At 67.1% G+C, this 26,627-nt stretch carries 20 protein-coding genes; 9 read left to right on the forward strand and 11 right to left on the reverse strand.

The genetic code is table 11. From position 1 onward, the window contains the following. Window positions 1-46: 46 nt before the first annotated feature. The gene (gene lipA, locus ACIQCN_RS03450) at window positions 47-1,060 is read right to left on the reverse strand and encodes a lipoyl synthase (protein WP_377215124.1); all 1,014 of its coding nucleotides are present in this window, start codon (window positions 1,058-1,060) and stop codon (window positions 47-49) included. Beyond that, window positions 1,057-1,725, reverse strand: coding sequence for a lipoyl(octanoyl) transferase LipB (lipB, locus tag ACIQCN_RS03455; protein ID WP_400609414.1), 669 nt, complete (start codon window positions 1,723-1,725; stop codon window positions 1,057-1,059). Before lipB ends, lipA begins: the two co-directional genes overlap by 4 nt. A 138-nt stretch (window positions 1,726-1,863) precedes the next feature. Between lipB and ACIQCN_RS03460 the strand changes: the two genes are divergently transcribed. Further along, window positions 1,864-3,561, forward strand: coding sequence for a serine/threonine protein kinase (locus ACIQCN_RS03460; protein ID WP_400609416.1), 1,698 nt, complete (start codon window positions 1,864-1,866; stop codon window positions 3,559-3,561). Window positions 3,562-3,629: 68 nt separating this feature from the next. Here ACIQCN_RS03460 and ACIQCN_RS03465 read toward each other — a convergent pair whose 3' ends face one another. Continuing rightward, window positions 3,630-4,526, reverse strand: coding sequence for a TIGR01777 family oxidoreductase (locus ACIQCN_RS03465; protein ID WP_400609418.1), 897 nt, complete (start codon window positions 4,524-4,526; stop codon window positions 3,630-3,632). 72 nt (window positions 4,527-4,598) lie between these two features. Here ACIQCN_RS03465 and ACIQCN_RS03470 point away from each other — a divergent pair, with 72 nt between their 5' ends. Continuing rightward, window positions 4,599-8,057, forward strand: a complete 3,459-nt coding sequence (locus ACIQCN_RS03470) for a S41 family peptidase (protein WP_400609419.1) — start codon at window positions 4,599-4,601, stop codon at window positions 8,055-8,057. 96 nt (window positions 8,058-8,153) lie between these two features. Here the strand turns inward: ACIQCN_RS03470 and ACIQCN_RS03475 are convergent, their stop codons facing one another. From ACIQCN_RS03475 to ACIQCN_RS03495, 5 genes are all read right to left on the reverse strand, one after another. Continuing rightward, window positions 8,154-8,582, reverse strand: a complete 429-nt coding sequence (locus ACIQCN_RS03475) for an OsmC family protein (protein ID WP_400604221.1) — start codon at window positions 8,580-8,582, stop codon at window positions 8,154-8,156. A gap of 70 nt (window positions 8,583-8,652) precedes the next feature. After that, window positions 8,653-9,003 carry a hypothetical protein gene (locus ACIQCN_RS03480; RefSeq protein ID WP_400604220.1) on the reverse strand — a complete coding sequence of 117 codons (351 nt, stop codon included), beginning with the start codon at window positions 9,001-9,003 and terminating at the stop codon, window positions 8,653-8,655. Window positions 9,004-9,155: 152 nt separating this feature from the next. Beyond that, the gene (sucB, locus tag ACIQCN_RS03485; protein WP_400609421.1) at window positions 9,156-10,889 is read right to left on the reverse strand and encodes a 2-oxoglutarate dehydrogenase, E2 component, dihydrolipoamide succinyltransferase; all 1,734 of its coding nucleotides are present in this window, start codon (window positions 10,887-10,889) and stop codon (window positions 9,156-9,158) included. Window positions 10,890-11,004: 115 nt separating this feature from the next. After that, complete coding sequence (gene lpdA, locus ACIQCN_RS03490; RefSeq protein WP_400609423.1) at window positions 11,005-12,387, reverse strand: dihydrolipoyl dehydrogenase; 1,383 nt, start codon at window positions 12,385-12,387, stop codon at window positions 11,005-11,007. 249 nt (window positions 12,388-12,636) lie between these two features. Beyond that, the gene (locus ACIQCN_RS03495) at window positions 12,637-14,160 is read right to left on the reverse strand and encodes a leucyl aminopeptidase (RefSeq protein WP_400604214.1); all 1,524 of its coding nucleotides are present in this window, start codon (window positions 14,158-14,160) and stop codon (window positions 12,637-12,639) included. A 251-nt stretch (window positions 14,161-14,411) separates the two neighbouring features. Between ACIQCN_RS03495 and ACIQCN_RS03500 the strand changes: the two genes are divergently transcribed. The 4 genes from ACIQCN_RS03500 (at window position 14,412) to ACIQCN_RS03515 (ending at window position 19,658) form a co-directional block, all read left to right on the forward strand. Next, the gene (locus ACIQCN_RS03500; RefSeq protein WP_400604212.1) at window positions 14,412-15,350 is read left to right on the forward strand and encodes a proteasome assembly chaperone family protein; all 939 of its coding nucleotides are present in this window, start codon (window positions 14,412-14,414) and stop codon (window positions 15,348-15,350) included. Between the two features lie 60 nt (window positions 15,351-15,410). Next, window positions 15,411-16,757: a nitrate/nitrite transporter gene (locus ACIQCN_RS03505; protein WP_400609425.1), complete on the forward strand. Its 1,347-nt coding sequence runs from the start codon at window positions 15,411-15,413 to the stop codon at window positions 16,755-16,757. Between the two features lie 94 nt (window positions 16,758-16,851). Continuing rightward, on the forward strand, window positions 16,852-18,057 hold the full coding sequence (locus ACIQCN_RS03510; protein ID WP_400609427.1) for a DUF4192 domain-containing protein: 1,206 nt from the start codon (window positions 16,852-16,854) through the stop codon (window positions 18,055-18,057). A 293-nt stretch (window positions 18,058-18,350) separates the two neighbouring features. Beyond that, the gene (locus tag ACIQCN_RS03515) at window positions 18,351-19,658 is read left to right on the forward strand and encodes an RNA polymerase sigma factor (protein ID WP_400604206.1); all 1,308 of its coding nucleotides are present in this window, start codon (window positions 18,351-18,353) and stop codon (window positions 19,656-19,658) included. 175 nt (window positions 19,659-19,833) lie between these two features. Here ACIQCN_RS03515 and ACIQCN_RS03520 read toward each other — a convergent pair whose 3' ends face one another. Then, the gene (locus ACIQCN_RS03520) at window positions 19,834-20,055 is read right to left on the reverse strand and encodes a hypothetical protein (RefSeq protein ID WP_377215535.1); all 222 of its coding nucleotides are present in this window, start codon (window positions 20,053-20,055) and stop codon (window positions 19,834-19,836) included. Window positions 20,056-20,246: 191 nt separating this feature from the next. Here ACIQCN_RS03520 and ACIQCN_RS03525 point away from each other — a divergent pair, with 191 nt between their 5' ends. Then, complete coding sequence (locus ACIQCN_RS03525) at window positions 20,247-22,355, forward strand: type IIA DNA topoisomerase subunit B (protein ID WP_400604204.1); 2,109 nt, start codon at window positions 20,247-20,249, stop codon at window positions 22,353-22,355. 9 nt (window positions 22,356-22,364) lie between these two features. Here ACIQCN_RS03525 and ACIQCN_RS03530 read toward each other — a convergent pair whose 3' ends face one another. Continuing rightward, window positions 22,365-23,342 (reverse strand): M56 family metallopeptidase, encoded by a 978-nt coding sequence (locus ACIQCN_RS03530; protein WP_400609429.1) that lies wholly within the window; start codon window positions 23,340-23,342, stop codon window positions 22,365-22,367. Window positions 23,343-23,348: 6 nt separating this feature from the next. Beyond that, window positions 23,349-23,732 carry a BlaI/MecI/CopY family transcriptional regulator gene (locus tag ACIQCN_RS03535; RefSeq protein ID WP_400604200.1) on the reverse strand — a complete coding sequence of 128 codons (384 nt, stop codon included), beginning with the start codon at window positions 23,730-23,732 and terminating at the stop codon, window positions 23,349-23,351. A 207-nt stretch (window positions 23,733-23,939) separates the two neighbouring features. Here ACIQCN_RS03535 and ACIQCN_RS03540 point away from each other — a divergent pair, with 207 nt between their 5' ends. Then, window positions 23,940-25,544 (forward strand): cytochrome ubiquinol oxidase subunit I, encoded by a 1,605-nt coding sequence (locus ACIQCN_RS03540; protein ID WP_400609431.1) that lies wholly within the window; start codon window positions 23,940-23,942, stop codon window positions 25,542-25,544. A gap of 32 nt (window positions 25,545-25,576) precedes the next feature. Further along, a complete protein-coding gene (gene cydB, locus ACIQCN_RS03545) occupies window positions 25,577-26,626 on the forward strand; it encodes a cytochrome d ubiquinol oxidase subunit II (protein ID WP_400604197.1) in 1,050 nt (349 codons plus the stop codon). Window position 26,627: the final 1 nt, after the last annotated feature.

Raw genomic sequence — 26,627 nt, forward strand, 5'->3', positions numbered from 1 at the left:
GGTGGTTTATTGGGCCGGGAGTGACCCCGCGTTGGGGTGTTGGGGTTTAGCGGGCCAGGAGGCTGGCGGCTTCCTGGCGGGTGGTGCCGGAGTCCTGGATGCCTTCGGCGATGTGGGCGAGGTGTTCGGGGATTTCGCGGCCCTTTTTGCGCATGGCGGTGGCCCAGAGCCGGCCGGCGCGGTAGGAGGAGCGGACCAGGGGCCCGGACATGACGCCGAGGAAACCGATTTCCTCGGCCTCGTGCTGCAGGTCCAGGAATTCCTGCGGCTTGACCCACCGGTCCACGGGCAGGTGCCGTTCGGACGGGCGCAGGTACTGGGTGATGGTGATCAGGTCACACCCGGCCGCGTGCAGGTCCCGGAGGGCCTCGCTGATTTCCTCGCGGGTTTCGCCCATGCCCAGGATCAGGTTGGACTTGGTGACCATGCCCAGGTTCCGCCCCTGCGTGATCACATCCAGGGAACGTTCGTACCGGAACGCCGGCCGGATCCGCTTGAAGATCCGGGGCACGGTCTCGACGTTGTGCGCGAACACCTCCGGGGCCGAGTCGCAGATCGCCGCGATGTGTTCCGGTTTGCCGGAGAAGTCAGGGATCAGCAGCTCCACCCCGGTACCGGGGTTCAGCTCATGGATCTTCCGGACCGTCTCGGCGTACAGCCACACACCCTCATCGGCCAGGTCATCCCGGGCCACCCCGGTCACGGTCGCGTAGCGCAGGTTCATCGACTGCACCGACCGGGCGACCTTGGTCGGCTCGAACATGTCCACCGGGGACGGTTTGCCGGTATCGATCTGGCAGAAATCACACCGCCGGGTGCACTCGGACCCGCCGATCAGGAACGTCGCTTCCCGGTCCTCCCAGCACTCGAAAATATTCGGGCAGCCGGCCTCCTCACACACCGTGTGCAGGCCCTCTTTCTTCACCAGGTTCTTGAGCCCGACGAACTCCGGGCCCATCTGGACCTTCGCCTTGATCCACTCCGGCTTCCGCTCCACCGGGACAGCCGCGTTACGCTGCTCAATCCGCAGCATCTTCCGGCCCTCAGGTGCCAATGTCACTGTAAAACTCCTTCAGGGGCGGCCACCAGGGCTTCTTCGTGCTTCTTCAATTCCTCGGCGATCCTGTCGACGAGGTCTGCGGGGGCCACATCCCTGCCCGTTTCGCGGGCAATGGTAGTAACACCTGCGTCGGTGATTCCGCACGCGATGATCTGACCATAGGGGGCAAGATCGTTATTGCAGTTAATGGCAAATCCGTGCATGGTGACGCTCTCGTGGACACGGATCCCGATCGCAGCGATCTTGCGGTCCGGACCATTGGCATCAGCCTTGATCCAGACTCCGGCCCGGCCCTTGATCCGGTCCGCCTTGATGCCATAGTCCGCCAGGACGGCGATGATCACCGCTTCGAGTCGCTCCACATAGTCACGGATCCCGGCGCGGTTCTTAAGTTTGATGATCGGGTAGCCCACCAGCTGGCCGGGGCCGTGCCAGGTGAGCTTGCCGCCGCGGTCCACGGGGACCACGGGTGTGCCGTCAAAAGGCCGTTCATGGTCCTCTGTCCGTTTGCCGGCTGTATACACGGCTGCGTGTTCCAGGAGGAGGACTGTGCTCGGGGCTTCGCCAGCCACCACTTTGGCGTGGAGTTCGCTTTGGATTTCCCAACCACGGGTGTAGTCGATGAAATCAGGGGCAAGACCGAGCTGTGAAAACTCAAGAGTCATGACTTCAAGCTTAGACCCCCCAGCGTATGGCGCCCGGTTTAGTGCTTAAACTCACCGTGGCCGGGCACTTTGCTACGCCGGTCCTGCAGCCTGTGGATAACTTCTGCAGGCGGCCGGGAATTCCGCTAGACATAAGGCATGGATGATGCAAAGGCTCCGGAGGTTCCCGGATTCAGCGTTGACCGGTTGCTGGGGCGGGGCAGCAGCGCCACTGTATGGCTGGTGCGCCAGGAGCAGACAGGACTCAGGTTCGCGATGAAGTGCTTTGACGGCGGTGCCCCGCTTCAGGGTGCCGGGGAAGCTCTTCCGGAGTCATTAACCGCGGACGGGATCCGGCGCGAAATCCGTATACTCTCTGTCCTGGAACACCCTCACCTGGTACGGGCTCACGAGGCGGTCACGGTGATGGATTCCTGCGGTGAACGCCAGGCGCTGCTGATGGATTACGCCTCCGGCGGTTCGCTGGCCTCGCTCGTGTCCGCCCGCGGACAGCTGACCGTGGGGGAGGTGGTCACCGTCCTCACGCCACTCGCGCAGGTCCTTGGCTACCTGCACGGGAAGGGCATGACCCATTCGGACGTCTCACCGGGGAACGTACTGTTCACCGGGCAGGGCAAACCGTTGCTTGCCGATCTCGGTATTGCGCGCATGGTGGGGGAGCCCGGCGGGGGCGCAGGGCACGGCACACCTGGGTTTACGGATCCGGTGCCGGTGGATGCGGTGCGGGCGGGCCTTCACCCCGAGGGCGATGTCTACGCGGCTGCTGCCGTGGGCTGGTTTTGCCTGACCGGCAGCGCACCTCCGCGATCCGCGGTGCGCCCGCCGCTCAGCCTGCTGCGTCCTGAGGTGCCCAGGGAACTGGCCGTGGCCCTGGAATCGGGGTTGAACGAAGACCGCCGGTCACGGCCCGCAGCGACGGAACTTGCCACGGCCATCTTCCGGAGCGCCTCGCCGTTGCCGCTGGACCTCGCTCCGGCGGTCCACCCCACCGTGATCCCCGAGTTGCTGACGCGCCGGCATGTCCCGGCTAGGCGAACCAGCGTGCTGCGGGGGCGATTCGAAGGAATGACCAGGACGTTCACCGCGAGGTTTCCCGGGCAGGACCGCCGTCCGCCGCGAATGCCATTTCCCGCAGCAGGACCTGCCATAGCACCCGTCCGAGGAAGGCACGCCGCGGAACAGCAGGCCCCCCGGGAGCGTGGCCGCGGCGCGGGACGTGCGTCAGGGCTCACCGGCGTGCGGCCATGGGTTGTGGGCATGCTTGGGTTGACGGCCGCCGCCGGCTGGTGGCTCTCCGGCGGAGCGGCGGCGCCACAAGGCGCCCCGGCATCGATCCCCGGCGCCGTGCCGTCGCCGGGGACGGGACTGCCGGAGGAACCAAAGAGGGCCGCAGGCGCCGCGGAAGATAAGGCCATCGCGGAACTGGAGGCGGCCAGGAAGCTTGCGTCAGCGTCGGATCCCTCGGAAGCTGTCCTTGGGCTGGCAGCACTCCGCAGCCTGGCCTTCAGCCTGGGCCGGCCTGAACTGCTGGACGAAGTCAACCGGACCGGTTCACCCGCGGACGCTGCGGACCGGAAGACGGCACATCGGCTGATGGCCTTGGACACGGCCCTTACGGGCTTTACGACAGCTCTTTCCGCGGTCAGCACCGAAGCCGGCGCCACCGGGACGCGGGCCATAGTCCAGGTGAAGTCCAGAACAACGGCTTACGAGGAACGGGATGCCGCCGGAGCGGTGGTGGGCGTGGGCCCGGCAGGCCGGCCGCAGTCACTGAGGCTGGTGCTGGTCTCCGACGCCGGAAGCTGGCGGGTCAGCGAGGTCCTTTCCGGCCCTTGACCCCGGGACGCAGCTGACTTGCAACCGCGCCCAATCCCGCCGCGGGCACACAGCGCACCTGGCTCCCGTCATCCCTTCCGGTTGGCAACCCACGCGGCTGCGGATTCCACGTCCGGGTGCTCCCACTGGAATCCTTGCCTGGCGAGTACGCCCGGCTCCATGCGTTGGCTGGCCAGCAGGAGTTCTTCGGCGAGGTCGCGCATGAGCAGCCGCAGTACCGGAGCGGGGACGCGCAGCGCGGCCGGCCTGTGGAGTGCCCGTCCCAAGGCGCGGACCAGCGTGTTGACATCGGCCTGTTCCGGGGCGCAGAGGTTTACGGGGCCGCTCACGGGTGCGGTGAGCAGGAACAGGAACGCCGCGGAGACATCCGGCAGCGTCACCCACGGCCAGTATTGCCGGCCGTTCCCCAACGGTCCTCCTACTCCTGCCCGAAGCAGGGGCATCAGCCGGCCCAGCGCTCCGCCGGAACGGCTGAGTACCACGCCGGTCCTGGGGGTCACCACGCGGACTCCATCGGGAGCGGACGCTGCCGCCGCTTCCCACTCACGGCAGATCCGGGCCAGGGTCCCGGTTCCCGGCGGCGAGGTTTCGCGCAGGACCGTAGATCCGCCGTCGCCGTAGTATCCGGAGCCCGACTGGCTGAGGAACACCGGCGGGGGCGAATCAAGGCGGTGCATCGCCGCCGCCAGGGTCCGGGTGGGTCCAATGCGCGAGTTGAACAGCTCGGCCACCCGCGTGCGCGTCCACGGCCAGTCCCCGATGCCCGCACCGGAGAGGTTCACGACGGCGTCGGCGCCCTGGAGGGCCGTAGCGTCGAGCCGCCCTGCCGCCGGGTCCCACTCAATTTCCGCCGGGCCGGCCGGCTTCCCGCGGACGAGTCGGACGACGTCGTGTCCTGCGTCCCGGAAGGTATGGGACATGTGGGTGCCGAGAAGGCCGGAGGCGCCGGCAATGACGATGCGCATGGTCCATCCCATCACGTTGGGGGCGCAGCCGCGGACGCCGCCGGGCCCGGAGCGGTTGACTATGATCGTACGATGACCTCTTCGAGCTACTTCCGTTTCCCGCATCTGCACGGCGATCTGGTCACCTTCGTGGCCGAGGACGACGTGTGGACCGCGCCCCTGGACGGGGGACGTGCATGGCGTGTCTCCGCGCTGCAGCTTCCCGCACGCAACCCCCGTTTCACCCCGGACGGCAAGCGGCTGGTGTGGACGGTCGTCCAGGGCGCCGCTCCCGAGGTTGTTTCCGCCGAGGTCGACGGCGGCGGGTACCGCCAGCTGACCTACTTCGGCCATGCCACCACCCGGGTGAAGGCCTTCACTGCGAAAGGCGACGTGGTGGTGACCAGCGCCTTTCGCCAAGCGGAAAGCCGGCACACCCATGCGTACAGCGTCCCTGTCGACGGCGGCTCGGCAGAGGAACTGCCGTTCGGGCCCGTCGAGTCCGTGGCCTTCGGCCCGGAAGTAGGGGACGAACGCCCGGTGGTGCTGGCCAGCGTGCTCTCGCGCGAGCCGGCCTGGTGGAAGCGCTACCGCGGCGGCACCGCCGGGAAGCTCTGGCTTGATGCGGACGGAAACGGGGAATTCGAGCGGCTCCTCCCTGAGCTGGAGGGGAACCTCACTGATCCCCTCTGGGTGGACGGCCGCATCGCGTTCCTCTCCGACCACGAAGGGTACGGGAACCTGTATTCGGTGCTGCCGAACGGGCAGGACCTGCGCCGGCACACGGACCACCAGGATTTCTACGTCCGCCATGCGTCCACGGACGGAGAGCGCGTGATCTTCGAGTCCGCAGGCGAACTCTGGGTTTTGCCCCACTTGGACGCTGAAGCTGTCCGCCTCGACATTACCCTGGGATCTGCTTCGCAGTCCCGGCGCCCGGCGCTGCTCGACGCCGCACGGCACCTGGGCGACGTCGTCCCGGACACGGCGGGACTGGCCAGTGCCGTCGAATCCCACGGCACGGTCCACTGGGTGCGGCACAAGGACGGCCCCTCCCGGATTATTGAGGCCAGCCCGGGCGTGCGCGCCCGCCTGCCGCGCCCCCTGGGCGATGGCCGGATTGCTTACATAGCGGACCACGGCGGCGAGGAAGCGCTGTACATCAAGGACATTGCGCCCGATCTTCCGTCGGCGGCAACGGCCTTCCGTGCGGCAGCGGCGCCGGCGCCGGCAGGGGATGCGGTGCCGCTGCCGCGGCCCGTCCCGGCTGCCGGATCCGCCGTCACCGCGGCCCCCGTCGTTCCCGTGCCAGATGAGCAACGGGCCGACGTGGCGCCCGGCGACTCCGCTGGCGCAGCGGCAGCCCAGCAGAGCCCATCCCGGGGCCAGCGGATTGCGTTCCCAGGGCCCTCGCGTGCCAGCGCACTGGAGGCCAGCCCCGACGGCCAGTGGATTGCCGTAGGAACCACCTTTGGTGAGGTCTTCCTGGCCAACACCGGAACCGGCGAACTCGGCCTGCGGGCCAGCATCGGTGAGGGGACGGTGTCCGACCTTGCCTGGTCCGCCGATTCGCGCTGGCTGGCGTGGTCGGAGCCGGTGACTTCCTTCGGCTCGCGCAGCCGGCTGCGGCTGGTGGACGCCACCGCCTCGGACAGCGCACCCGTGGATGTTACGGACGGGCGCTTCCGGGACGCCTCCCCGGCGTTCACCCCGGACGGCAAGTTCCTGGCGTTCCTGTCCAACCGGAGCTTCGACCCCGTGTACGACGGGCACTCGTTCGATCTCTCTTTCCCCACTCCCATCAAGCCCTACCTCGTGGCGCTGGCCGCGGACACGCCCTCGCCCTTTGGCCCGGACGTGGACCCCGCCGGGGTAGCGCACCCGGAGAAGGCAACGGAGGAGGCCGACGGCGGTGTGGCGCCGGCCGTGCGGGTCGATGCCGAGGGACTGGCGCACCGGGTCATCACGGTCCCCGTGCCCCAGGGCAACTACACGGCCCTGACGGCCACCGCCGGCGCGCTCCTGTGGCTCGACTGGGCTCTTGCCGGCGTGACCGGCGACGGCAAGGCCAGCCAGGAGGACAAGGATGCCCGCCCGTCGCTGGCCCGCTTCGACCTCGCCCGCCGGAAGCAGACCACCCTGGTGGAGGCGCTGGACAGTTACCGGATCTCCGGCGACGGCGCCACTGTAGTCTTCATCAAGGACAAGCAGGTGACGGCGGTTCCGGCGGACGCGAAGGCGGACGAGGAATCAGGGAAGCTGGTGAAGGTGGACCTTGGCCGCATCCGGGTGATGATGGACCCGGTCAGCGTCTGGGGCCAGGCCTTCGATGAAGCATGGCGGCTCCAGCGTGACTTCTTCTGGGCTGAGGACATGGCCGGGCAGGACTGGGAGTCGGTACGGATGCGCTACCGCCCGCTGGTGGACCGGCTGGGTTCCCACGACGACCTGGTGGACCTGCTGTGGGAGCTGCACGGTGAGCTGGGCACGTCCCACGCCTACGTCCGGCCCGCACCCGTGACGGAGAAGGGCAGCCGCGGACAGGGCCGGCTGGGCGCCGACCTGACCCTGACGGCGTCCGGGTGGGAAATCACCCGGATCCTGGCCGGAGAGTCGTCGGATCCCCTCGCAACGTCGCCGCTGACCCGGCCCGGGGTCGGTGCGAAGGCCCGGGACATCCTGCTGGCGATCGACGGCGTCCCGCTCTCCGCAGACGTGACACCGGCCATGCAGCTGGTGGGGGCCGCGGGGCGCGCCGTGGAACTGACCCTGCTCAATGGCCCCTCGCATGGCGATGCTGCAGGCACCCAACGCCGTGTCGCCGTCGTCCCCGTCAAGGACGAAGAACGCCTGCGCTACCAGGAGTGGGTGGCCGGCAACCGCCGGACCGTGCGGGAAGCTTCAGGAGGTACGTTCGGATACCTGCACATCCCGGACATGATGGCCAACGGCTGGGCACAGCTGCACCGCGACCTGGACACCGAGACCGCCCTGGACGGGCTGATCGTGGACGTGCGCCGCAACCGCGGCGGCCACACCTCGCAGCTGGTGGCGGAGCTGATCGGCCGCAAGGTCACCGGGTGGAGCATGCCGCGTGGCGAGAAGCCGCGCACGTACCCGCACCACGCGCCACGTGGGCCAGTGATCATCCTGGCCGATGAGTTCGCCGGTTCGGACGGGGACATCATCACCCAGGTGTCCAAGCTTCGCGGTATCGGTCCCGTCATTGGAACGCGCACCTGGGGCGGTGTGGTGGGCATCGACAACCGGTTTTCCCTCGCCGACGGAACAGGCGTCACCCAGCCGCGCTACGCCACCTGGTTCGGCGGCGGAGTGGGCTGGAGCGTGGAGAACTACGGCGTTGATCCGGACATCGAGGTCATCTTCCCGCCGCATGCCTACGCGGCCGGGCGCGATCCGCAACTGGAGTATGGCATCGGCGCCCTGAAGGAAATGATCCAGGAACTGCCCACGGACCGGCCGCCGGCCCGTGAAGGCTACCGCCTGGTGCGCCCGGCCCCGCTGCCGGCAAGGCCGCACGCGAAGGCATAGCCCCGGGAACGGCAAAGGCCCTGCGGGAACCGGGAGATCCGGTTTCCGCAGGGCCTTTGCCAAACGCAGGAGACGCTGCCGGCGCGGGCGCGAAACCTAGGACTGCAGCGTGGCATCCAGCGTGATGTCGATGCTGGCCAACGCGCCGGAAACCGGGCATCCCACCTTGGCGTCCGCGGCGATCTTCTGGAATTCGTCCTCCGAGATGCCGGGGATCCGTGCCGTCATTGTCAGGTGGCTGCCGGTGATGCCGGTGCCGGGGACGAACGTGACGTCAGCTTTGGTGTGGACTTCCTCCGGCGTGTGTCCGGCCTGTGCCAGTGCGTGGCTGAACGCCATGGAGAAGCAGGCCGAGTGGGCGGCCGCGATCAGCTCTTCGGGGCTGGTCTTGCCGCCCGCAGCTTCGGTGCGGGCCTTCCAGGTGACGTCGAACGTGCCCAGTCCGGAGCTGTCCAGTGTGGTGCTGCCGGCGCCGTCCATCAGGTTGCCGTTCCAGACCGTGTGTGCGGTACGTACTGCTGCCATGTCCACTCCTTGAATCGATATCCACCGGGCCCCGGCTGGTGCCGGGCCCGCCGCATCCCATCCTAGGCGGTTACTGCCAGATGGTGGCGATCGCGATGTTGAGGAGTGCGAGGCCGCCTACCCCGTGCGCCAGGGCGGCGCTGACCGGTTCGTCCTTCTTGTACTTGCGGCGCCCGATGAAGGCGAGAACGCCCACGGCCAGGGCAATGGCGAACTTGATGCCGAGCTTGAAGTAGTTTGCGTCCATGTCCAAGGCCGGTATCAGGCCCATGAGCACGATCCCCGTGAGCAGCTGGAGCATGGCCCCGTCGAACTGGCGCGGGTGCACGGTCGGCTTCTTCATCTGGCCGATCCAGATGCCGACAATCATGGCCGCGCCGACGATGTGCAGGAAAACCACAATGTTATAGACGATATCCATGGGACCAGTGTAGCCAGTGCTTCTACGCCCGGTAGTAGGCCACGCGCACCGCCACCGGCGCGGTGCCTTCCCAACGCGTTAAGAGCGACGGCGGCCCGGCAGCTGGCGGGTTTCCCCGCCAGGCGCCGGACCGCCGTCGTGCAATCAGCCTGTTACAGCCCCAGGTCGGCTTCGAAGGCGCCCTCTTCGAGGCGTGCCTTCAGCGTCTGCAGGAAACGGCCGGCGTCCGCGCCGTCCACCAGGCGGTGGTCGTACGTCAACGACAGGTACATCATGGACCGGATGGCGATGGAGTCATCGCCGTTTTCGTCAGCAACCACGACGGGACGCTTGACGATCGCGCCGGTGCCCAGGATGCCCACCTGCGGCTGGTTGATGATCGGGGTGTCGAACAGCGCGCCAACCGAACCGATGTTGGTGATGCTGAACGTGCCGCCGGACAGCTCGTCCGGGCCGATCTTGCCGTCGCGGGTGCGGGAGGCTACGTCGGCGATCTTGCCGGCCAGGCCGGCGAGGTTCAGGCTGCCGGCGTCGGAAATAACCGGCACCAGGAGGCCCTTGTCCGTGTCCACCGCGATCGCCAGGTGCTCGGCGTTGTGGTAGGTGATCTCCTGCTTGTCCTCGTCGTAGGCAGCGTTGAGCTTGGGGTGCTGCTTGAGGGCCTCGGCAACAGCCTTGGCGATGAACGGCAGGAACGTCAGCTTGGTGCCGTTCTGGGCCTGGAAGGAGCTCTTTGCCCGGGCCCGGAGCTTGGCCACCTTGGTCATGTCCACTTCGTGCACCTGGGTCAGCTGCGTGGAGATTTCCAGGGACTCGCGCATGCGGCGGGCGATGACCTGGCGGATGCGGGGTGCCTTCTGGGTGGTACCGCGCAGGGATGACGCTGCGGCGCCGGCTGCTGCCGGCGCGGATGCTGCGGCTGCCGGTGCTGCTGGGGGAGCGGCCTTGGCCTCGGCCGCGGCAATGACGTCCTGCTTGCGGATGCGGCCGCCCACGCCCGTGCCGGAGAGTCCGGCGATATCCACGCCGTGCTGGTTGGCCAGCTTGCGGACCAGGGGAGTAACGTAGCTGGACTCGGTGCCGCCTTCAGCAGCGGCGGGTGCCGGAGCGGCTTTCGGTGCCTCCTCCTTCGGTGCCTCCGCCTTGGGTGCTTCAGGTGCCGGAGCGGGCTTCGGTGCCTCCGTTTGGGGAGCTTCTTCCTTCGGCGCTTCCTCTGCCTTCGGAGCCTCCGTCTTCGGCGCTTCGGCCTTGGGTGCGGCCCCGGAACCGATGACGGCCAGGACGGAGCCCACCTCTGCGGTCTCGTCCTCGTTCACGCGGATTTCCTGAAGGGTGCCGGCCACGGGGGACGGGATCTCGGTGTCAACCTTGTCTGTGGAAACTTCCAGCAGCGGCTCGTCAACCTCTACGGTGTCGCCGACGGCCTTGAGCCAGCGGGTGACGGTGCCTTCGGTGACGCTCTCGCCCAGGGCGGGAAGGGTAACCTCGTGGCTTTCGCCGGACGCTGCCGGGGACTCCTGGGCCGGTGCTTCTTCGGCCGGAGCTTCCTGGGCAGGCGCCTCCTCGGCGGCTGCTTCCGGTGCGGGGGCTTCAGCAGGGGCTTCCTCGGCCGGTGCTTCGTCGGCGGGCGCGGCGGAACCACTGCCGGAGCCGTCGCCAATGCGGACCAGGGGAGCGCCCACTTCGGCGGTCTCGTCCTCGGCGACCAGGATTTCCTCGATCACGCCAGCGACAGGAGAGGGGATTTCGGTGTCGACTTTGTCGGTGGAGACCTCGAGCAGCGGCTCGTCCACCTCTACCCGGTCACCTACCTGCTTCAGCCAGCGGGTGACGGTTCCTTCGGTGACGCTCTCACCGAGGGCGGGCAAGTTAACGGATTCAGACATGTCGTCCCCGTTCTCCTTATTGATCTTTAGTGCGGATGGTTGCTGCTTAGGTGGAAGCCTAGTGCACCCGGCATATCGCGCCGGGTGCACCAGGCCCTTTTACTGCTGGGGGATGTCAGCCGTGGAGGGGCTTGCCCGCGAGTGCCAGGTGGGCTTCACCGAGCGACTCGTTCTGGGTGGGGTGGGCGTGCAGCAGCTGTGCCACATCCTCGGGGTAGGCTTCCCAGTTGACGATCAGCTGGGCCTCGCCCACCTGCTCGCCCATGCGGGCGCCGATCATGTGGACGCCCACTACGGGGCCGTCCTTCTGGCGGACCAGCTTGACCAGGCCGGCGGTGCCCAGGATGGAGCTCTTGCCGTTGCCGGCCAGGTTGTATTCCTGCGTCTGGACCTGGTCCTCGCCGAACTTTTCCTTGGCGGCCTTTTCGGTGTAGCCGACGGTGGCGATTTCAGGCTCAGAGTAGGTGACCTTGGGGATGTTGATGTCCTCAACGATGACCGGCTTCAGGCCGGCGATTTCCTCGGCCACGAAGATGCCCTGCTGGTACCCGCGGTGTGCCAGCTGCACGCCGGGCACGATGTCGCCCACGGCGTAGATGTTGCCGACGCCGGTGTGCAGGCGTTCGTTGGTGATGACGAAACCGCGGTCGATCGTGATGCCGGCTTCCTCGTAGCCCAGGTTGGCGGTGACGGGGCCGCGTCCGACGGCGACCAGGAGAAGGTCTGCCTCGAACGTCTTGCCGTCCACCAGGGTGACCTTGACGCCGTCGTCGTTCTGCTCGACGCCCTGGAAGAACACGCCGGTGGAGAACTTGATGCCGCGCTTCTTGAACGCACGCTCGAAGTTCTTGACGATGGTGGCGTCCTCGTTGGGGACCAGGGACGGCAGGCCCTCAACGATGGTGACGTCCACGCCGAACGACTTCCAGACCGAAGCGAATTCGACGCCGATGACGCCGCCGCCCAGGATGATGGCGCTCTTGGGGATGGACTCCATCTTCAGGGCTTCGTCGGAGGTGATGACCTTGCCGCCGATTTCCAGGCCGGGGAGGGTGCGGGAGTAGGAACCCGTGGCCAGGATGATGTTCTTGCCCTTGTAGGCGGTGCCGTCGACCACGATGGTGTCGGTCCCCTGGAGCTTGCCTTCACCTTCGATGACGGTGATGCCCTTGGACTTGATGAGTCCCTGCAGGCCCTTGTACTTGCCGGCGATGATGCCGTCCTTGTATGCATTGACCGCGTTGATGTCGATGCCGTCCAGGGTGACGTTGACGCCGTACTTGGCGGAGTCGCGGGCGTGGTCTGCCAGCTCGGCGGAGTGGAGCAGCGCCTTGGTGGGGATGCAGCCGTTGTGGAGGCAGGTGCCGCCCAGCTTTGCCTTCTCCACGAGGCCGACGGTGAGGCCGAGCTGTACGGCCCGCAGCGCCGCAGCATATCCGCCGCTGCCGCCGCCGAGTACCAGGATGTCGAATTCTTGCGCAGTTGCCTGATCGGCCACTTAGACGCTCCCTCGCGTGAACGATGACGCGGTCCTGCGCATCATCTGGTCTTGGAACCTGAACTGCCGCGATTATGCCAGCAGGCGGGTTTTCTTGCATTTGTGACTACCGTGGTTCACCTTAGCGAACCACTTGTCTATGCTCCACCTTGGCGCCGCTTTTGTGGAGCGCTTGTGTCGAGTGTCACGCGGCGCCGGGGCCGGGAAACCGGGCGGAAGTGCCGCCGGGCTTCCCGGCCCGCGCCGGCGTCAGGCCGCAGTTGCGGCAAGGTCCTCAACGTAGGCCAGCAGCGTGCGGACCGTGCAGCCGGTGCCCTGCTTGTGTGTGTAGCCATAGGGGCTGCCGTTGTTGAAGGACGGGCCCGCGATGTCGATGTGGGCCCAGGGGATCTGTCCGCCCGCTTTGTCCTTGCCAACGAACTCCCGCAGGAAGACCGCAGCGGTCATCATGCCGCCGTGACGTTCGCCGATGTTGGCAAGGTCCGCCACCTGCGAATCCAGGCTGGGCCGCAGTTCTTCCGGCAGCGGCATCGGCCACACGAGTTCGCCCGCGCGGTCCGCGGCGGCCTTGAGGGCTCCGGTGACCTTGTCCGAACCCATGATGCCGGCCGTCCGGTTGCCCAGGGCGATCAGCTGGGCACCCGTGAGGGTTGCGACGTCGATGATGGCGTCCGGGTATTCCTGGCTCGCGGCGACGATGCCGTCCGCCATCACGAGGCGTCCTTCGGCGTCCGTATTAAGAACCTCGACGGTTTTGCCACCGAACATGGTGAGGACGTCGGCGGGGCGCGATGCGGCGCCGGACGGCATGTTCTCTGCGATGCAGAGCCATGCGGTCGCCTTGACCGGCACGCGGAGCCGGGCCAGGGCCAGGACCGTATTGAGGACGACGGCGGCGCCCGCCATGTCGCTCTTCATGTCACCCATGCCCTGGGCCGGCTTGATGGAGATACCGCCGGTGTCGAAGGTGATGCCCTTGCCGACGAACGCCACCTTGGATGCTGCCTTGGCGGGGGAGTATTCCACCTTGACCAGGCGGGGCTGGCGGGCCGAACCCTTGCCCACGCCCATGATGCCGCCGAAGCCTTCCTTTTCAAGCCGCTTTTCGTCCCAGACCGTGACCTTGACGGGCAGCCCCTTCGCGAGCTCACGGGCAGCCTCGGCGAAGGACTCGGGGTACAGGTGGCTCGGCGGCTGGTTGACCAGCGAACGGGTGGCGTTGACCGCCGCGCCCACGACTGCGGCGCGCTCCAGTGCCGCGTCCACCTCTCGGCCGGACAGTTCGGTGAAGATGATCGCGTTGCGGACCGGGTCCTTCAGGCCCTCCCGGGAAGAGCGGAACTCGGTGTAGGCGTAAGCGCCGAGCGCGGCACCTTCGGCAACTGCCGCGACGTCGGCGACGGACGCCGTCGGGAATGTCAGCGTTACGGTGGGCAGGCCGGCCAGTTGCCGGATGGCCGACCCCGCGGCGCGGCGGAGCGCCTCGCCGGTGGCCGCCTCGCCGGCCTCGAGCTTGCCCACGCCGGCGAGGACGAGGATGCCGGCGCCGGTCTCCGGAAGGCCGGGAAGCCGCACCACCTGGTCCGCGGCGCCGGTGACGCCGAGGGCCTTGAGGGAATCGGCCAGGGCCTCGGCGGACTTGGCCGTCAGCGGGTTGTCCAGGAGGACAGGTCCGCCGGCCCCCTGCGCCACCCCGATGACCACTGCGTCGCTGGGCGCCTTCTTCGGGTCCCGCGAGAGGGTACTAAGGTTGATTTCAGTATTTTTGACCACAGGGATGAGTCCTCAATTCTCGACTTCGGTTGGCAGGGAGGCATTTTCGGCTCTCTGCGCAGTGCCCGGATCCTGCCGGTCGGGCACAGTCCGGGGGAGTGCAGGCCGTCGGGCAGCCAATTCCGATCGTAGCCCGTCCGCCCGGCAGGCGCCGGGATTTTTGAGACACGCGACACACGGTGCCCCGGAATGGGCAGCGCCGGATCCGCGTTAAAGACGATGTCCGACTGCGTCCATGAAAGGAACAAGCCGTGCTTGAACGAATTTCCGGCTCCCTGCTGGACCCCGAAGCGCTGTACGCGCGTGACACCGAACTGTTCTACGACCCGTCCCTGCGCGGCCTGGACCTTGTGATGGGCTTTACTGGATTCGCCGACGCCGGGCACGTTGTCAGGCAGATCAATGCCGAGCTGCTCGATTCCCTGGATGCCCGGCCCGTTGCCGTCTTCGATGCTGACCAGCTGATCGACTACCGGTCGCGCCGGCCGCACCTGACGTTCGTCGAGGACCACCTGCAGGACTACCAGGAACCGCGGCTGGCGCTGTACCGGCTGGTGGACGGGCTGGGCAAGCCGTTCCTGCTCCTGGCGGGGTTCGAGCCGGACCTGCAGTGGGAACGGTTTGCCCGGGCGGTGGCCGGCATCGTGGAGCACCTCGACGTCAATCTCGTGGCGTGGATCCATTCCATTCCCATGCCCGTCCCGCACACCCGGCCGGTGGGCGTGACGGTCCACGGCAACCGGCCGGACCTCATCGAGGGAATATCGGTGTGGAAGCCTACCGTGGAGGTTCCCGCCGCCGTGGGCCACATCCTGGAGCTGCGTCTGGCAGAGGCCGGCCGCAGCGTTGCCGGCTACGTCATCCACGTGCCGCATTACCTGGCCGAGGCCGAATACCCCACCGCTGCTGTCGCCGGGCTGGAATACCTGGGTGCGGCGACGTCCCTCATGCTTCCGTCGGACCGGCTCCGCGAAACGGGCCGGGACGTCACCCGGCAGATCGATGAGCAGATGGACGCGTCCGACGACGTCCGCCAGGTGGTCTCGCGCCTTGAGGAGCGATACGACGAGAAAGCGGAAGGAACCGTGCGCCGTTCCCTCCTGGCCGACGAGAACGATGAACTGCCCGACGCCGACGTGCTGGGCGCCGCCGTGGAGGCCTATCTGGCGAGGGAAAACCCGCCTGCGTAGCAGGACGCAATAAGCCGTGGCACTGCCGTTCCCGCACCATGGCGCGGGCATAATGAACTGATGACTGCACCCCGCGCCTGGCTCATTTGGACCATCGGCATTTTCGGGTACCTGGTTGCGGTGGCCCAGCGCACCTCCTTCGGCGTGGTGGGTCTCGAAGCCACGGAAAGGTTCCAGGCCGGCGCCTCTGCCATTTCATTCTTCACTGTCCTCCAGCTGCTGGTATACGCCGGGCTGCAGATCCCGGTCGGCCTGCTCGTGGACCGGTTTGGCTCCCGTGCCATGATCGCCGGCGGCGCCGTGCTCATGGGCCTGGGCCAGCTCCAGCTCGCCTTCGCGGACACCGTTCCGGGGGGCGTTGCCGGGCGGGTCCTGGTGGGCGCAGGCGATGCCATGACCTTCATTTCCGTCATCCGGCTGGTCCCCCTGTGGTTCGCTCCCGCCAGGGTTCCGCTGGTGACCCAGCTGACCGGCATGTCCGGCCAGCTGGGCCAGTTGTTCAGCGTCATCCCGTTCGCCTACGTCCTCCATCTGGCGGGGTGGACCGCAGCGTTCCTGATGCTTGCCGGGATGTCCGCGGCCGCCGTCGTGCTTGTCCTGGTGCTCCTGCAGGATGTCCCGCCCGGCACCGCGCGCCCGCAGTCAGGGCAGGGGCTCAAGGCAACCGGCGTTTCGCTGGCCAGGGCATGGGCCCAGCCAGGGACCAGGCTGGGCCTGTGGAGCCACTTCACCATCCAGTTCAGCGGGACGGTGTTTGCCATGACATGGGGGTACCCCTTCCTGATTTCGGGGCAGGGGCTCGACGGCGGAACGGTCGCTGCGCTGATGGCTCTCTATGTGGGGGCCGCCCTCGCCGTGGGGCCGTTCATTGGCCGCTTTGTCTCGCGGCATCCGCTGCGCCGTTCCACGATGGTTCTCCTCATTGCCGGCGGTACGGCCGCTGCCTGGGCGGCTGTCCTGGCGCTGCCGGGGCCGGCGCCCCTCTGGCTGCTGGCCGCGCTGGTGGTGGTGCTGGCCGTGGGCGGCCCGGGTTCCATGATCGGCTTCGACTTTGCCAGGACGTTCAATCCCGCGCACCGCATCGGAACCGCGACCGGAATCGTCAACGTCGGCGGGTTCATCGCCGCCTTGGTAGCCATCTTCCTGATCGGACTGGTGCTGGACATCCTGTATGCCGCCGGCTTCTCCGGCGGCATCCTGTATGGGCTGGACCCTTTCCGGATCGCGTTGAGTACCCAGTTCGTCCTCCTGGGATCCGGTGCAGCCGCCATCATTGCATGCCGGCGGAAGGTCCGCAGGCAAATGGCGGAGCAGGGCATTGTGGTCCCGCCCCTGCGCAGCGCCCTGGCCAGGCAGCGCCGCGGGATCCTGGCCCGCCGGCGGCAGGCAGCCCGGTTCGAGGACTGACCGTCCGCGCCTGGCCTGTCCTCCACTGGGCCTTTTGTCCACATAGCCACGGTGCCCCCTCCCGCCGGCTTTGAGCAGCGCGAAAGCTAATGCCATGACAAAGCCCCAACACCTGAAAGTACGCGGTCCGGAAGACATCCTTGGGTTCATACCCCACTCGCTCGGTTATTGGCCGGCCTCAAGCCTGGTGGCCATGACCATGCAGGGCAGATCCCTGGGCGCGACGCTGCGCGTGGATCTGCCCGGACCGGACGTCCTGGCAGATCCCACCGGTTTCGCCGGTTCCGTCTGCTCCTACCTGCGGGCGGACCGGGATGCCACCGGGACGCTCCTGGCAGTTTTCACGCCCCGGAGCCGGAATTCTGCACCGTGCGGGTACGACGGTCTGCTGGCCCTGCTGCGGGATGTCCTTGGCGATGCGGGGATGCCGGTCCTTGAAGCGTGGTACGTCGGCGAGACGTTCTGGCGGGACGCCCTCTGCCAGGACCTCTCCTGCTGTCCATTGCCCGGACATCCCGTGCAGCAGATCAAGGACAGCACCCTCAATGCCGAGATGGTCTACCTGGGAAGCAGTATCGGCGTGCCTCCGGGAGAGTTGCCGGGTACGGCGCTGCAGGTTCCCGCGGAGTACCGCGAGGAGGTGCTTCAGGCCGAGGCGGCGTGGTCGGCCGACCTGGAACCGCGCCGGGAAAGCAGGGCGCAGTTCCGGGCCGTGCTCCGTACCTGGCTCGAGGTCCTCGCCCGGCCGGCGGGGCCGCCGCTGCGCCAGGTCCCGCAGCGCGACGCCTTCCTGCGGGCCACGCTGCTGGTCCCGGCCTGGCGCGATGCGGTGCTGGTGATGGCAGCGGCCGGAACGGAGGCAGCCGAGGCCGGGGCGGAGCGCTTCGGCTTATTCAGCCGCGGCCAAGACGCGGACGCCGTGGGGCCCGGCGCCGGCGCCGACGCGCTGGACGACTGGCCCGCGGCCGGCAGCGAGACTCCCGGTTACGGCGAGGTGCTGCTGGGTATCGAACCGGCCGTACCGCACTGGGGGCGCATGGAGGCACTCGACGCGGTCCTGGAACAGCTGGCGGCATTCGGCGGGCCCGCGGCCGCCGCCTCCCTGACCGGGCGCGGCTGGATCGCCTGGTGCCGGGGCCGGGGGTCCTACGCCGCCGCCTACTTCAAACAGTCCCTGGAGATCGCTCCCGGGTACAGGCTGGCCGGGCTCCTGCTGGAAATGGCAGGGCGCGGGACGCTCTGCGGCTGGGCGGGGCGGCGGGAGGCGGCATGGCGCAGGTTCGGACCGGACGCTGCCTGACGCCTGCGGGCTGCAGGCGCATGCGCTGGTGCCGGCCGGTGCGGCAGACTTCTTAGCGGCGGGGGAGGCCCCAAACGGCGAAATCATGAGACAATGGATGCCGAGACCCGGTTGGGTCCGTGTATTGAGTGCCTGGTGGTGTTCCGCAATGGGAACATTATCGCCGCTCCGTCAGTTGTCTCGAGTGACTCTGCCGGGCCGTGGTGGCGCTTGGTTTCCACCACGGACTTGACAGGGTCATAGTGGTGTTGCCCGTATGGTGATTCCACAGACCGCCGCTAGAAAGGTTTTCTGTGACCCCGTCTTCCACGAAGAAGGACCCCGCCGCAAAGGACGAACTGTCCGCTGAGGAGAAGCAGGCTGCTGCCAACGCAAAGCGTGCAGCCACGCGTGCAGCCAATAAGGCTTCCGCCGGACAGGGAGCGGACGAGGGCAAGCGCGAACCGAAGAAGCGCGGGCCCAAGCCCGGAGCCAAGGCTGCCGCCGCAAAGGCCGCCGCCGGGGAAACCGAACCGGATGAGGTCGAGGACGTTGAGGCGGACCTCGACGACATGCCCGTAGACGGCCCCGACGCGGCCGACGACACCGAAGCCGAGGCCGTCAAGGGCGCAGTCGGCAGCGGCAAGGGCTTTGTCTACTCCGACGCCGACGACGACGACGCCCCGGTCCAGCAGGTCATGTCCGCAGGCGCCACCGCGGACCCGGTCAAGGACTACCTGAAGCAGATCGGCAAGGTGGCCCTGCTCAACGCCGAGCAGGAAGTGGACCTGGCGCTGCGCATCGAGGCCGGGCTGTTCGCCGAAGAGAAGATCAACGCTGACGACGGATCCATGGATCCGAAGTACAAGCGCGAGCTGGAATTCATCATCCACGACGGCAAGCGGGCCAAGAACCACCTGCTCGAGGCCAACCTCCGCCTGGTGGTGTCGCTGGCCAAGCGTTACACCGGACGCGGAATGCTCTTCCTGGACCTGATCCAGGAAGGCAACCTCGGCCTGATCCGTGCAGTGGAGAAGTTCGACTACACCAAGGGCTTCAAGTTCTCCACGTACGCCACCTGGTGGATCCGCCAGGCGATCACCCGCGCCATGGCTGATCAGGCCCGCACCATCCGCATCCCGGTGCACATGGTGGAGGTCATCAACAAGCTGGCCCGCGTGCAGCGCCAGATGCTGCAGGACCTGGGCCGCGAACCCACGCCGGAAGAACTGGCTCTCGAACTGGACATGACCCCCGAAAAGGTGGTTGAGGTCCAGAAGTACGGCCGCGAGCCCATCTCGCTGCACACGCCGCTTGGCGAGGACGGCGACTCCGAGTTCGGTGACCTGATCGAGGATTCCGAGGCCGTGGTTCCCGCTGATGCCGTAAGCTTCACGCTGCTGCAGGAGCAGCTGCACTCCGTTCTGGACACCCTGTCCGAGCGCGAAGCCGGCGTGGTGGCCATGCGTTTTGGCCTCACCGACGGACAGCCGAAGACTTTAGACGAAATCGGAAAGGTCTATGGCGTCACCCGCGAGCGGATCCGCCAGATCGAATCGAAGACCATGTCCAAGCTGCGCCACCCGTCGCGTTCACAGGTGCTGCGCGACTACCTGGACTAAGCCGGACGTACCGCAATGCGGGGTCAGTTCCTGCCCGGAAAACCCTTCGGGGAGGGCCGGAGGTGGCCCCGTGTTCGGTTTTAAAGGGAGAGCCGGGACCTGAAGCAGGACAGGCACCCGGCACAGAGAGAAAGGGACCCCGCCGTTTCCGGCAGGGTCCCTTTTCCTGGATAAGCTAGTCGATCTCGACGGTGGCTTTCTCATGCAGCCGGCCCGTCTCGTCGTGCCAGTCGGAGCTCAGCGGCTTGAGCGTGGGCTCCACGGCACGCGCGTGGTGGCCGCAGAAGAGCAGCTCACCCCCGGAGGACTCGAGTACTACCCGGACATATGCCTGGGCCCCGCAACGGTCGCACCGGTCGAGTGCATCAAGTGTGCGGTCTGCCACTGCTGTAGTCATGTCGGCCTCCTTAGTAGATCTGTACGTCTATATAACCAGTATTCGTAACAGATCCATCGCAAGGATGGGGCAAGTTCGCTGTGCGCGTATCTGCAAAGTTTGCTCAAGTTCGGCGCACCCTGCGGGCCGACTATCCTAGAGAAGGCGCTCCCGGCGCCCGCAGTTCCGTCCCCTGAAGGAGTTCATTACCGGTGGCACCCAGCTCTGAGTACACTGCCCGGCACCTGTCCGTTCTGGAGGGACTCGAAGCAGTCCGCAAGCGCCCGGGCATGTACATCGGTTCCACCGACTCCCGCGGCCTCATGCACTGCCTGTGGGAAATCATCGACAACTCCGTGGACGAGGCACTGGCCGGCTTCGGGCATGACATCAAGATCATCCTCCACGCAGACAACTCCGTGGAGATTCATGACGACGGCCGCGGCATCCCCATCGACAAGGAACCAAAGACGGGACTCACCGGCGTCGAGGTGGTGTTTACCAAGCTTCACGCCGGTGGAAAGTTCGGCGGCGGGTCCTATACCGCTTCCGGCGGCCTGCACGGCGTGGGCGCCTCCGTGGTGAACGCCCTGTCCGCCCGCCTAGATGTGGAGGTGGACCGCGGCGGCAAGACCTACCGGATGTCTTTCCGGCGAGGGGAGCCCGGCCGATTCAAGGACACCGGTTCTCGGCCCGACCCCGCCGCGCCCTTCACGCCGTTTGTGGACGATTCCGTACTGGACGTTGTGGGCAAGGCCAAGCGCGGCGTCACCGGCACCCGGATCCGTTACTGGTCTGACCGGCAGATATTCACCCCGGACGCCAGGTTTTCCTACGAAGAGCTCGCCGCCCGTGCCCGCCAGACGTCTTTCCTGGTGCCCGGGCTGAAGCTCACGGTCCGGGACGAGCGCAAGCTGCCGGGGACACCCGGCGAGGCCGGTCCCCACGAGGAAGTCTTCCACCACGACGGAGGCATCTCCGAGTTCGTTGAATTCCTCGCCGCGGATCCCGCCGTCACCGATGTGTGGCGGCTGCACGGCTCCGGAAAGTTCAAGGAGACAGTCCCCGTCCTGGACGAGCGCGGACACAGCCAGCTCGCCGAGGTGGAGCGCGACTGCGAGGTGGACGTGGCACTCCGCTGGGGGATCGGCTACGACAGCGCCGTCCGCAGCTTCGTCAACATCATCTCCACGCCCAAGGGCGGCACCCACCAGTCCGGCTTCGAGCAGGCGCTGGTGAAGACCTTCCGCAAAGCCGTGGAAACCAATGCGCGCAAGCTCAAGGCCGGCAACGACAAGATCGAAAAGGACGATATCTTCGCCGGCCTTACCGCCGTGCTGACCGTGCGGCTGGCCGAGCCGCAGTTCGAGGGCCAGACCAAGGAGATCCTGGGCACCTCTGCCGTGCGTGCCATCGTCGCCAAGGTGGTGGAACGGGAGATCTCGGCCAAGCTGACCTCGTCCAACCGGAATGACAAAGCCCAGTCCGCCCTGCTGCTGGAAAAAATCGTCAGCGAGATGAAGTCCCGCATCTCTGCCAGGGTCCACAAGGAGACCCAGCGGCGCAAGAATGCGCTGGAAACCTCGTCCATGCCCACCAAGCTGGCCGACTGCCGGACGGACGACGTCGAACGTTCTGAGCTGTTCATCGTGGAAGGCGACTCAGCGCTGGGGACGGCCAAGCTGGCCCGGTCCTCGGACTTCCAGGCGCTGCTGCCCATCCGCGGCAAGATCCTCAACGTGCAGAAGGCATCCGTGGGGGACATGCTCTCCAACGCGGAGTGTGCCGCCCTGATCCAGGTGGTGGGCGCAGGCTCCGGCCGCAGTTTTGATATTTCGGCCGCCCGGTACGGCAAGGTGATCCTGATGACCGACGCCGACGTCGACGGCGCCCATATCCGCACCCTCCTGCTGACGCTGTTTTTCCGCTACATGCGTCCCATGATCGACGAGGGCCGGGTCTTCGCCGCGGTTCCTCCGCTGCACCGCGTGGAAGTCATCAACCCTGGCCAGAAGGCCAACGAGATGATTTACACGTACTCCGAGGCGGAGCTGCATACGCTGCTGGCGCGCCTGGTGAAGGAGGGCAAGCGCTACAAAGAGCCGATCCAGCGCTACAAGGGCCTGGGGGAGATGGATGCGGAGCAGCTCGCGGAGACCACCATGGATCCGCGGCACCGTACCCTGCGCAAGGTGGGAATCGACAACGCCAAACAGGCGGAGGAGATTTTCGACCTCCTGATGGGGTCCGACGTGGCCCCGCGCAAGGACTTCATCATCGCCGGAGCCTCCAGCCTGGACCGGGAACGGATCGACGCCTGACGGCCGGGCTCAGGACAAAAGTCCCGGCACCACCAGCAGTGCGGTGGGAAGCGCCAGGAGCAGCAGCGAACCGGCCAGGACGAGTCCGCGGACCGGCGCCGGAAGTTCCGGTTCCGAGGAGAGCAGCCGGCTGACCCGGGACGCGGTAGTGCGGGCGGAGTCCGCCCCGGAGGTGCCGGACAGCGCATCGGGCCCGGCAGCTGCCTCCTGGAACCCCTGGTCCTTTGGGCCGGGCCGGGAGCCGCTGGCCACGATGGCGATTGCCTTGATCAGCGTTGCTTTTCCCTCGGTCTTCAAGGCGGCGTCGTCCGCGAGCATCTCGATCAGCGAGCTCACCGATTCCTGGGCCAGCCGGGTGGTGGGGAGCCACGGGAGGGCTTGGCGCCACGCGGCAAACGCCCACAGCAGCAGATGGTGCCGCTGGCTGAGGTGTGCGTTCTCGTGGATCACGACGGCCCGGAGCTCGGCGGGTTCCAGGGCGGCCATCAGTCCGTCCGAAAGCACCGTGACCGAGCGGGCGCCGCCAGGAAGGCAGTAGGCCACCGGGGAATCGTGGTTGATCACCAGGGTTCCGGCATTCTGCCCTGACGGGGAGGCCAGGAGCGCCAGGAGCTCACGGTGCCGCCGGCGCTGGCGCTCAATCCGGTAGTAGGTCAGCAGCAGCGTGAACACCAGGTGCGCGGTGAGCAATGCGGCAGTGGACAGCGCGAAGATGTGCCAGAAGCCCAGGGCGGTGGTGGGCGCGTTGAAAAGGACCATGCCGGTCAGGGCCCGAAGGCCGGCTATGAGGTTCTCGCCTATGGGCTCCAGTCCGTACACCAGCATGGCCCCGATCATGGAGAGCCCGCCCGCGAGCGCGATGGCCTGCCACAGGACCATGGCAGTGAAGGGGGAGCGGGCCGGCCACCGGGCCCGCGACAGCAGGACCGGCACCGGCCACGCCAGGATGATCGCCAGGAGCGCCAGGAGGTACGAGGCCCAGAACATGGGCTGCTAGGAGTGGCCCAGCAGCTTGCGCAGCGTCGCTGCTTCACCCTCGGAGACGGAACCGATGAAGCGGGCCAGCACGGCCTCGCGGTCCGGGGCTGACCCCAGGACCTCGTGCATCAGTTCAGCAGTGTGCTCTTCGCGGCTGGAGACGGCCTGATAGCGGTGCGGGCGTGTGCCGCGTTCGCGCTCCACGAGCCCCTTCTTTTCCAGCCGGGACAGGACGGTCAGCACCGTGGTGACCGCCAGCTCCTTGCCCTCGTGCCCGGCGCCGTCCTGTGCGCCCGAGGTCCGGGCCAACTGGTCCCGAAGGGTGTTGGCCGTGGCTGCTTCCTGGCCCGCCCAGAGCAGGTCCATCACTGCCCGTTCCAGTTCACCAAGACTCGCCATTGCACTTTTCCTTTGTCGTTTTCCCGCGTTACCCGCCATAGAGCCGGTTTACGTGCGGTGCTGCTTCAACTACGCCTACCAATTTACCCCGAAAACGCGCGAGTTTCTACGTCAGGTAGAACACGTGGCGCGTCGTGTTCTACACTCGGTAGAAGTTACTGTTCTACCGCACGTAGAAAAACCCTTCGGCCAACAGTAGGGACCGCCTTGGACGCCTTGGAAATCGCACGCTGGCAATTCGGCATCACCACCGTCTACCACTTCATGATGGTCCCGCTGACCATCGGGCTGGGTCTGGTGGTGGCCGTCATGCAGACCGTCTGGCACCGCACCGGTAACCCGGAGTACCTCCGGATGACCAAATTCTGGGGAAAGCTGTTCCTGATCAACTTCATCATGGGGGTGGCCACCGGCATCGTCCAGGAGTTCCAGTTCGGCATGGCCTGGAGCGAGTACAGCCGGTTTGTGGGGGACGTGTTCGGCGCCCCGTTGGCGCTGGAGGCGCTCCTTGCCTTCTTCGTTGAATCCACGTTCCTGGGGCTGTGGATCTTCGGGTGGAAGCAACTCAAGCCGCAGATCCACCTGGCCTGCCTGTGGGTGGCGGTGGCGGGTTCGATGTTCTCCGCGTACTTCATCATCGTGGCCAACAGCTGGATGCAGCACCCCGTCGGCGTGGAAATGGTGGACGGGCGCCCGGTGATGACCGATGCGTGGGCCGTGTTCACCAACAACACCGCGCTGGTGGCGGTCCCGCACACCCTGTTCGGCGCTCTGGCCGTCGCCGGCGGCTTCCTCCTGGGCATCGCCTGGTACCACCTGTGGCGGCGGCGGCGCGACGGCATCGACACCGTGGATCCGGACGGCATGGTGGTTCCCGGGGCCGCACCACACATCCCTGGCCGCGACCGCACGGACCACCGCGTGTGGATCCGCTCCCTGCGCATCGGCGCCGCGGTGGCGATGATCTCGTTCGCCGGCACCGCCGTCACCGGAGACATCCAAGGCAAGCTGATGTTCGAACAGCAGCCCATGAAGATGGCGGCAGCGGAGGCAGCGTGCCACGACGGCACCGGGTTCTCCGTCCTGAGCATCGGCAACCTGGGCTCGCAGGACTGCGATGACATCGTGGCCGTGGTGGAAGTGCCGGGCATCCTCTCCTTCCTCGCCAAGGGCGACTTCAGCACCGAAGTCCCTGGTGTGAACACGCTCCTGCCGCAGTACCAGGAGAAGTACGGCACGCACCTGCCGGACAACCCCATCTACGGCGATCGCGCCGGCCAGGAAATCGAATACCTGCCGGTCATGGAGGTCACGTACTGGGGCTTCCGGATGATGATCGGGTTTGGAGCCCTCGCGGCCCTGGCCGCACTGGTGGCACTGTGGCTGACGCGGAAGGGCACCGTGCCGCAGTCCCGCTGGCTCATGCGCCTGGCCGTCTTCGGGATCCTGGCACCCTTCGGAGCCAATGCAGCCGGCTGGATCTTCACGGAGATGGGCCGCCAGCCGTTCGTGGTGGCCCCGAACCCGGACCCCAACGGCATCGACCAGGTCTTCATGTTCACGGCCGCGGCAGTATCCCCCGGGGTCTCGGCAGGGGAGCTGCTGGGTTCCCTGGTCACCCTGACCGCCGTCTACGCTGTCCTGCTGGTGGTGGAAGTCAGGCTCCTGGTGAAGTACATCCGCGGCGGAGTTGCCTCGGCCATGCCTGAACTTGCCCACGCCCCCGTGGACGAGAAAGAAGACGCGACAGCCGGCGATGACGGACCAGGCGGCACGACGCACGCCGACGACGTCCTGGCCTTCGCCTACTAGGCGCACAGAACAAAAAGCAGAGGAATCGAAAAATGGAACTGCTGCCAACCATCTGGTTCGTCGCCATCGCGGTGCTGTGGACGGGGTACCTCTTCCTGGAGGGTTTCGACCTCGGCGTGGGAATGCTCATGAAGGCCTTCGCCCGCAATAACACCGAACGCCGCGTCCTGCTGAACACCATCGGCCCGGTGTGGGACGGCAACGAAGTGTGGCTGCTGACGGCCGGCGGCGCTACCTTTGCGGCCTTTCCGCTGTGGTACGCCTCCCTCTTCTCCGCCCTCTACCTTCCGCTGCTGGTGGTCCTGGTGGCGCTGATCTTCCGCGCCGTGGCCTTCGAATACCGCGGCAAGGTGGACACGGACAGGTGGCGCTCCACCTGGGACTGGGCCATCGGCCTGGGCTCCTTCTTCGCAGCCTTCGGGGTAGGCGCCGCGCTGGCGCTGACCACGACGGGCCTGCCCCTGAACGCCAACGGCGACCGCGTGGGCGGGCCGATGTCCTGGTTCAGCGGCTATGCCGTGCTGGGCGGGCTGGCAGTGGTGGGCTTCTCCCTGCTCCACGCGCTCGCCTTCATCGCCCTGAAGACCGACGGCGGCATCCGCCACCGGGCGCGGCGCTGGTTCGTGCAGCTGCTTCCGGTGTTGCTGTTGCCGATCGCCGCCTGGGCGCTCGCCATCCAGTGGCAGGCGGGCAAGACCTGGACCTGGGCAGCGGTGATCCTGGCCGTTGCTGCCGCCGCGGCTGCCTGGCTGCTGGCGCGTGCCGGTGCGGAAGGGCGGGCATTCCTGGCGCTGGGGACCTTCCTGGTACTGGGGACCACTGCCATCTTCGGCGCCGTGTTTCCCGTGGTGCTGCCCTCCACCATCGACACGGCCTTCAACCTTACGGTCACCAACGCCTCCTCCTCGGACTACACCCTGGGCCTCATGAGCGTCGTGGCCGCCATGGGACTGCCGTTGGTCATCGCCTACCAGGCCTGGACGTACTGGGTGTTCCGGCGCAGGGTCAGCGCAGCCCACATTCCGGATGCGCACAGCTTCCTGCCCGCGGTGGCCGCCAGGGCCCTGACCACGAGGGGCTGAC

The sequence above is a fragment of the Pseudarthrobacter sp. NPDC092424 genome, from assembly GCF_044754925.1.
GTDB lineage: Bacteria > Actinomycetota > Actinomycetes > Actinomycetales > Micrococcaceae > Arthrobacter.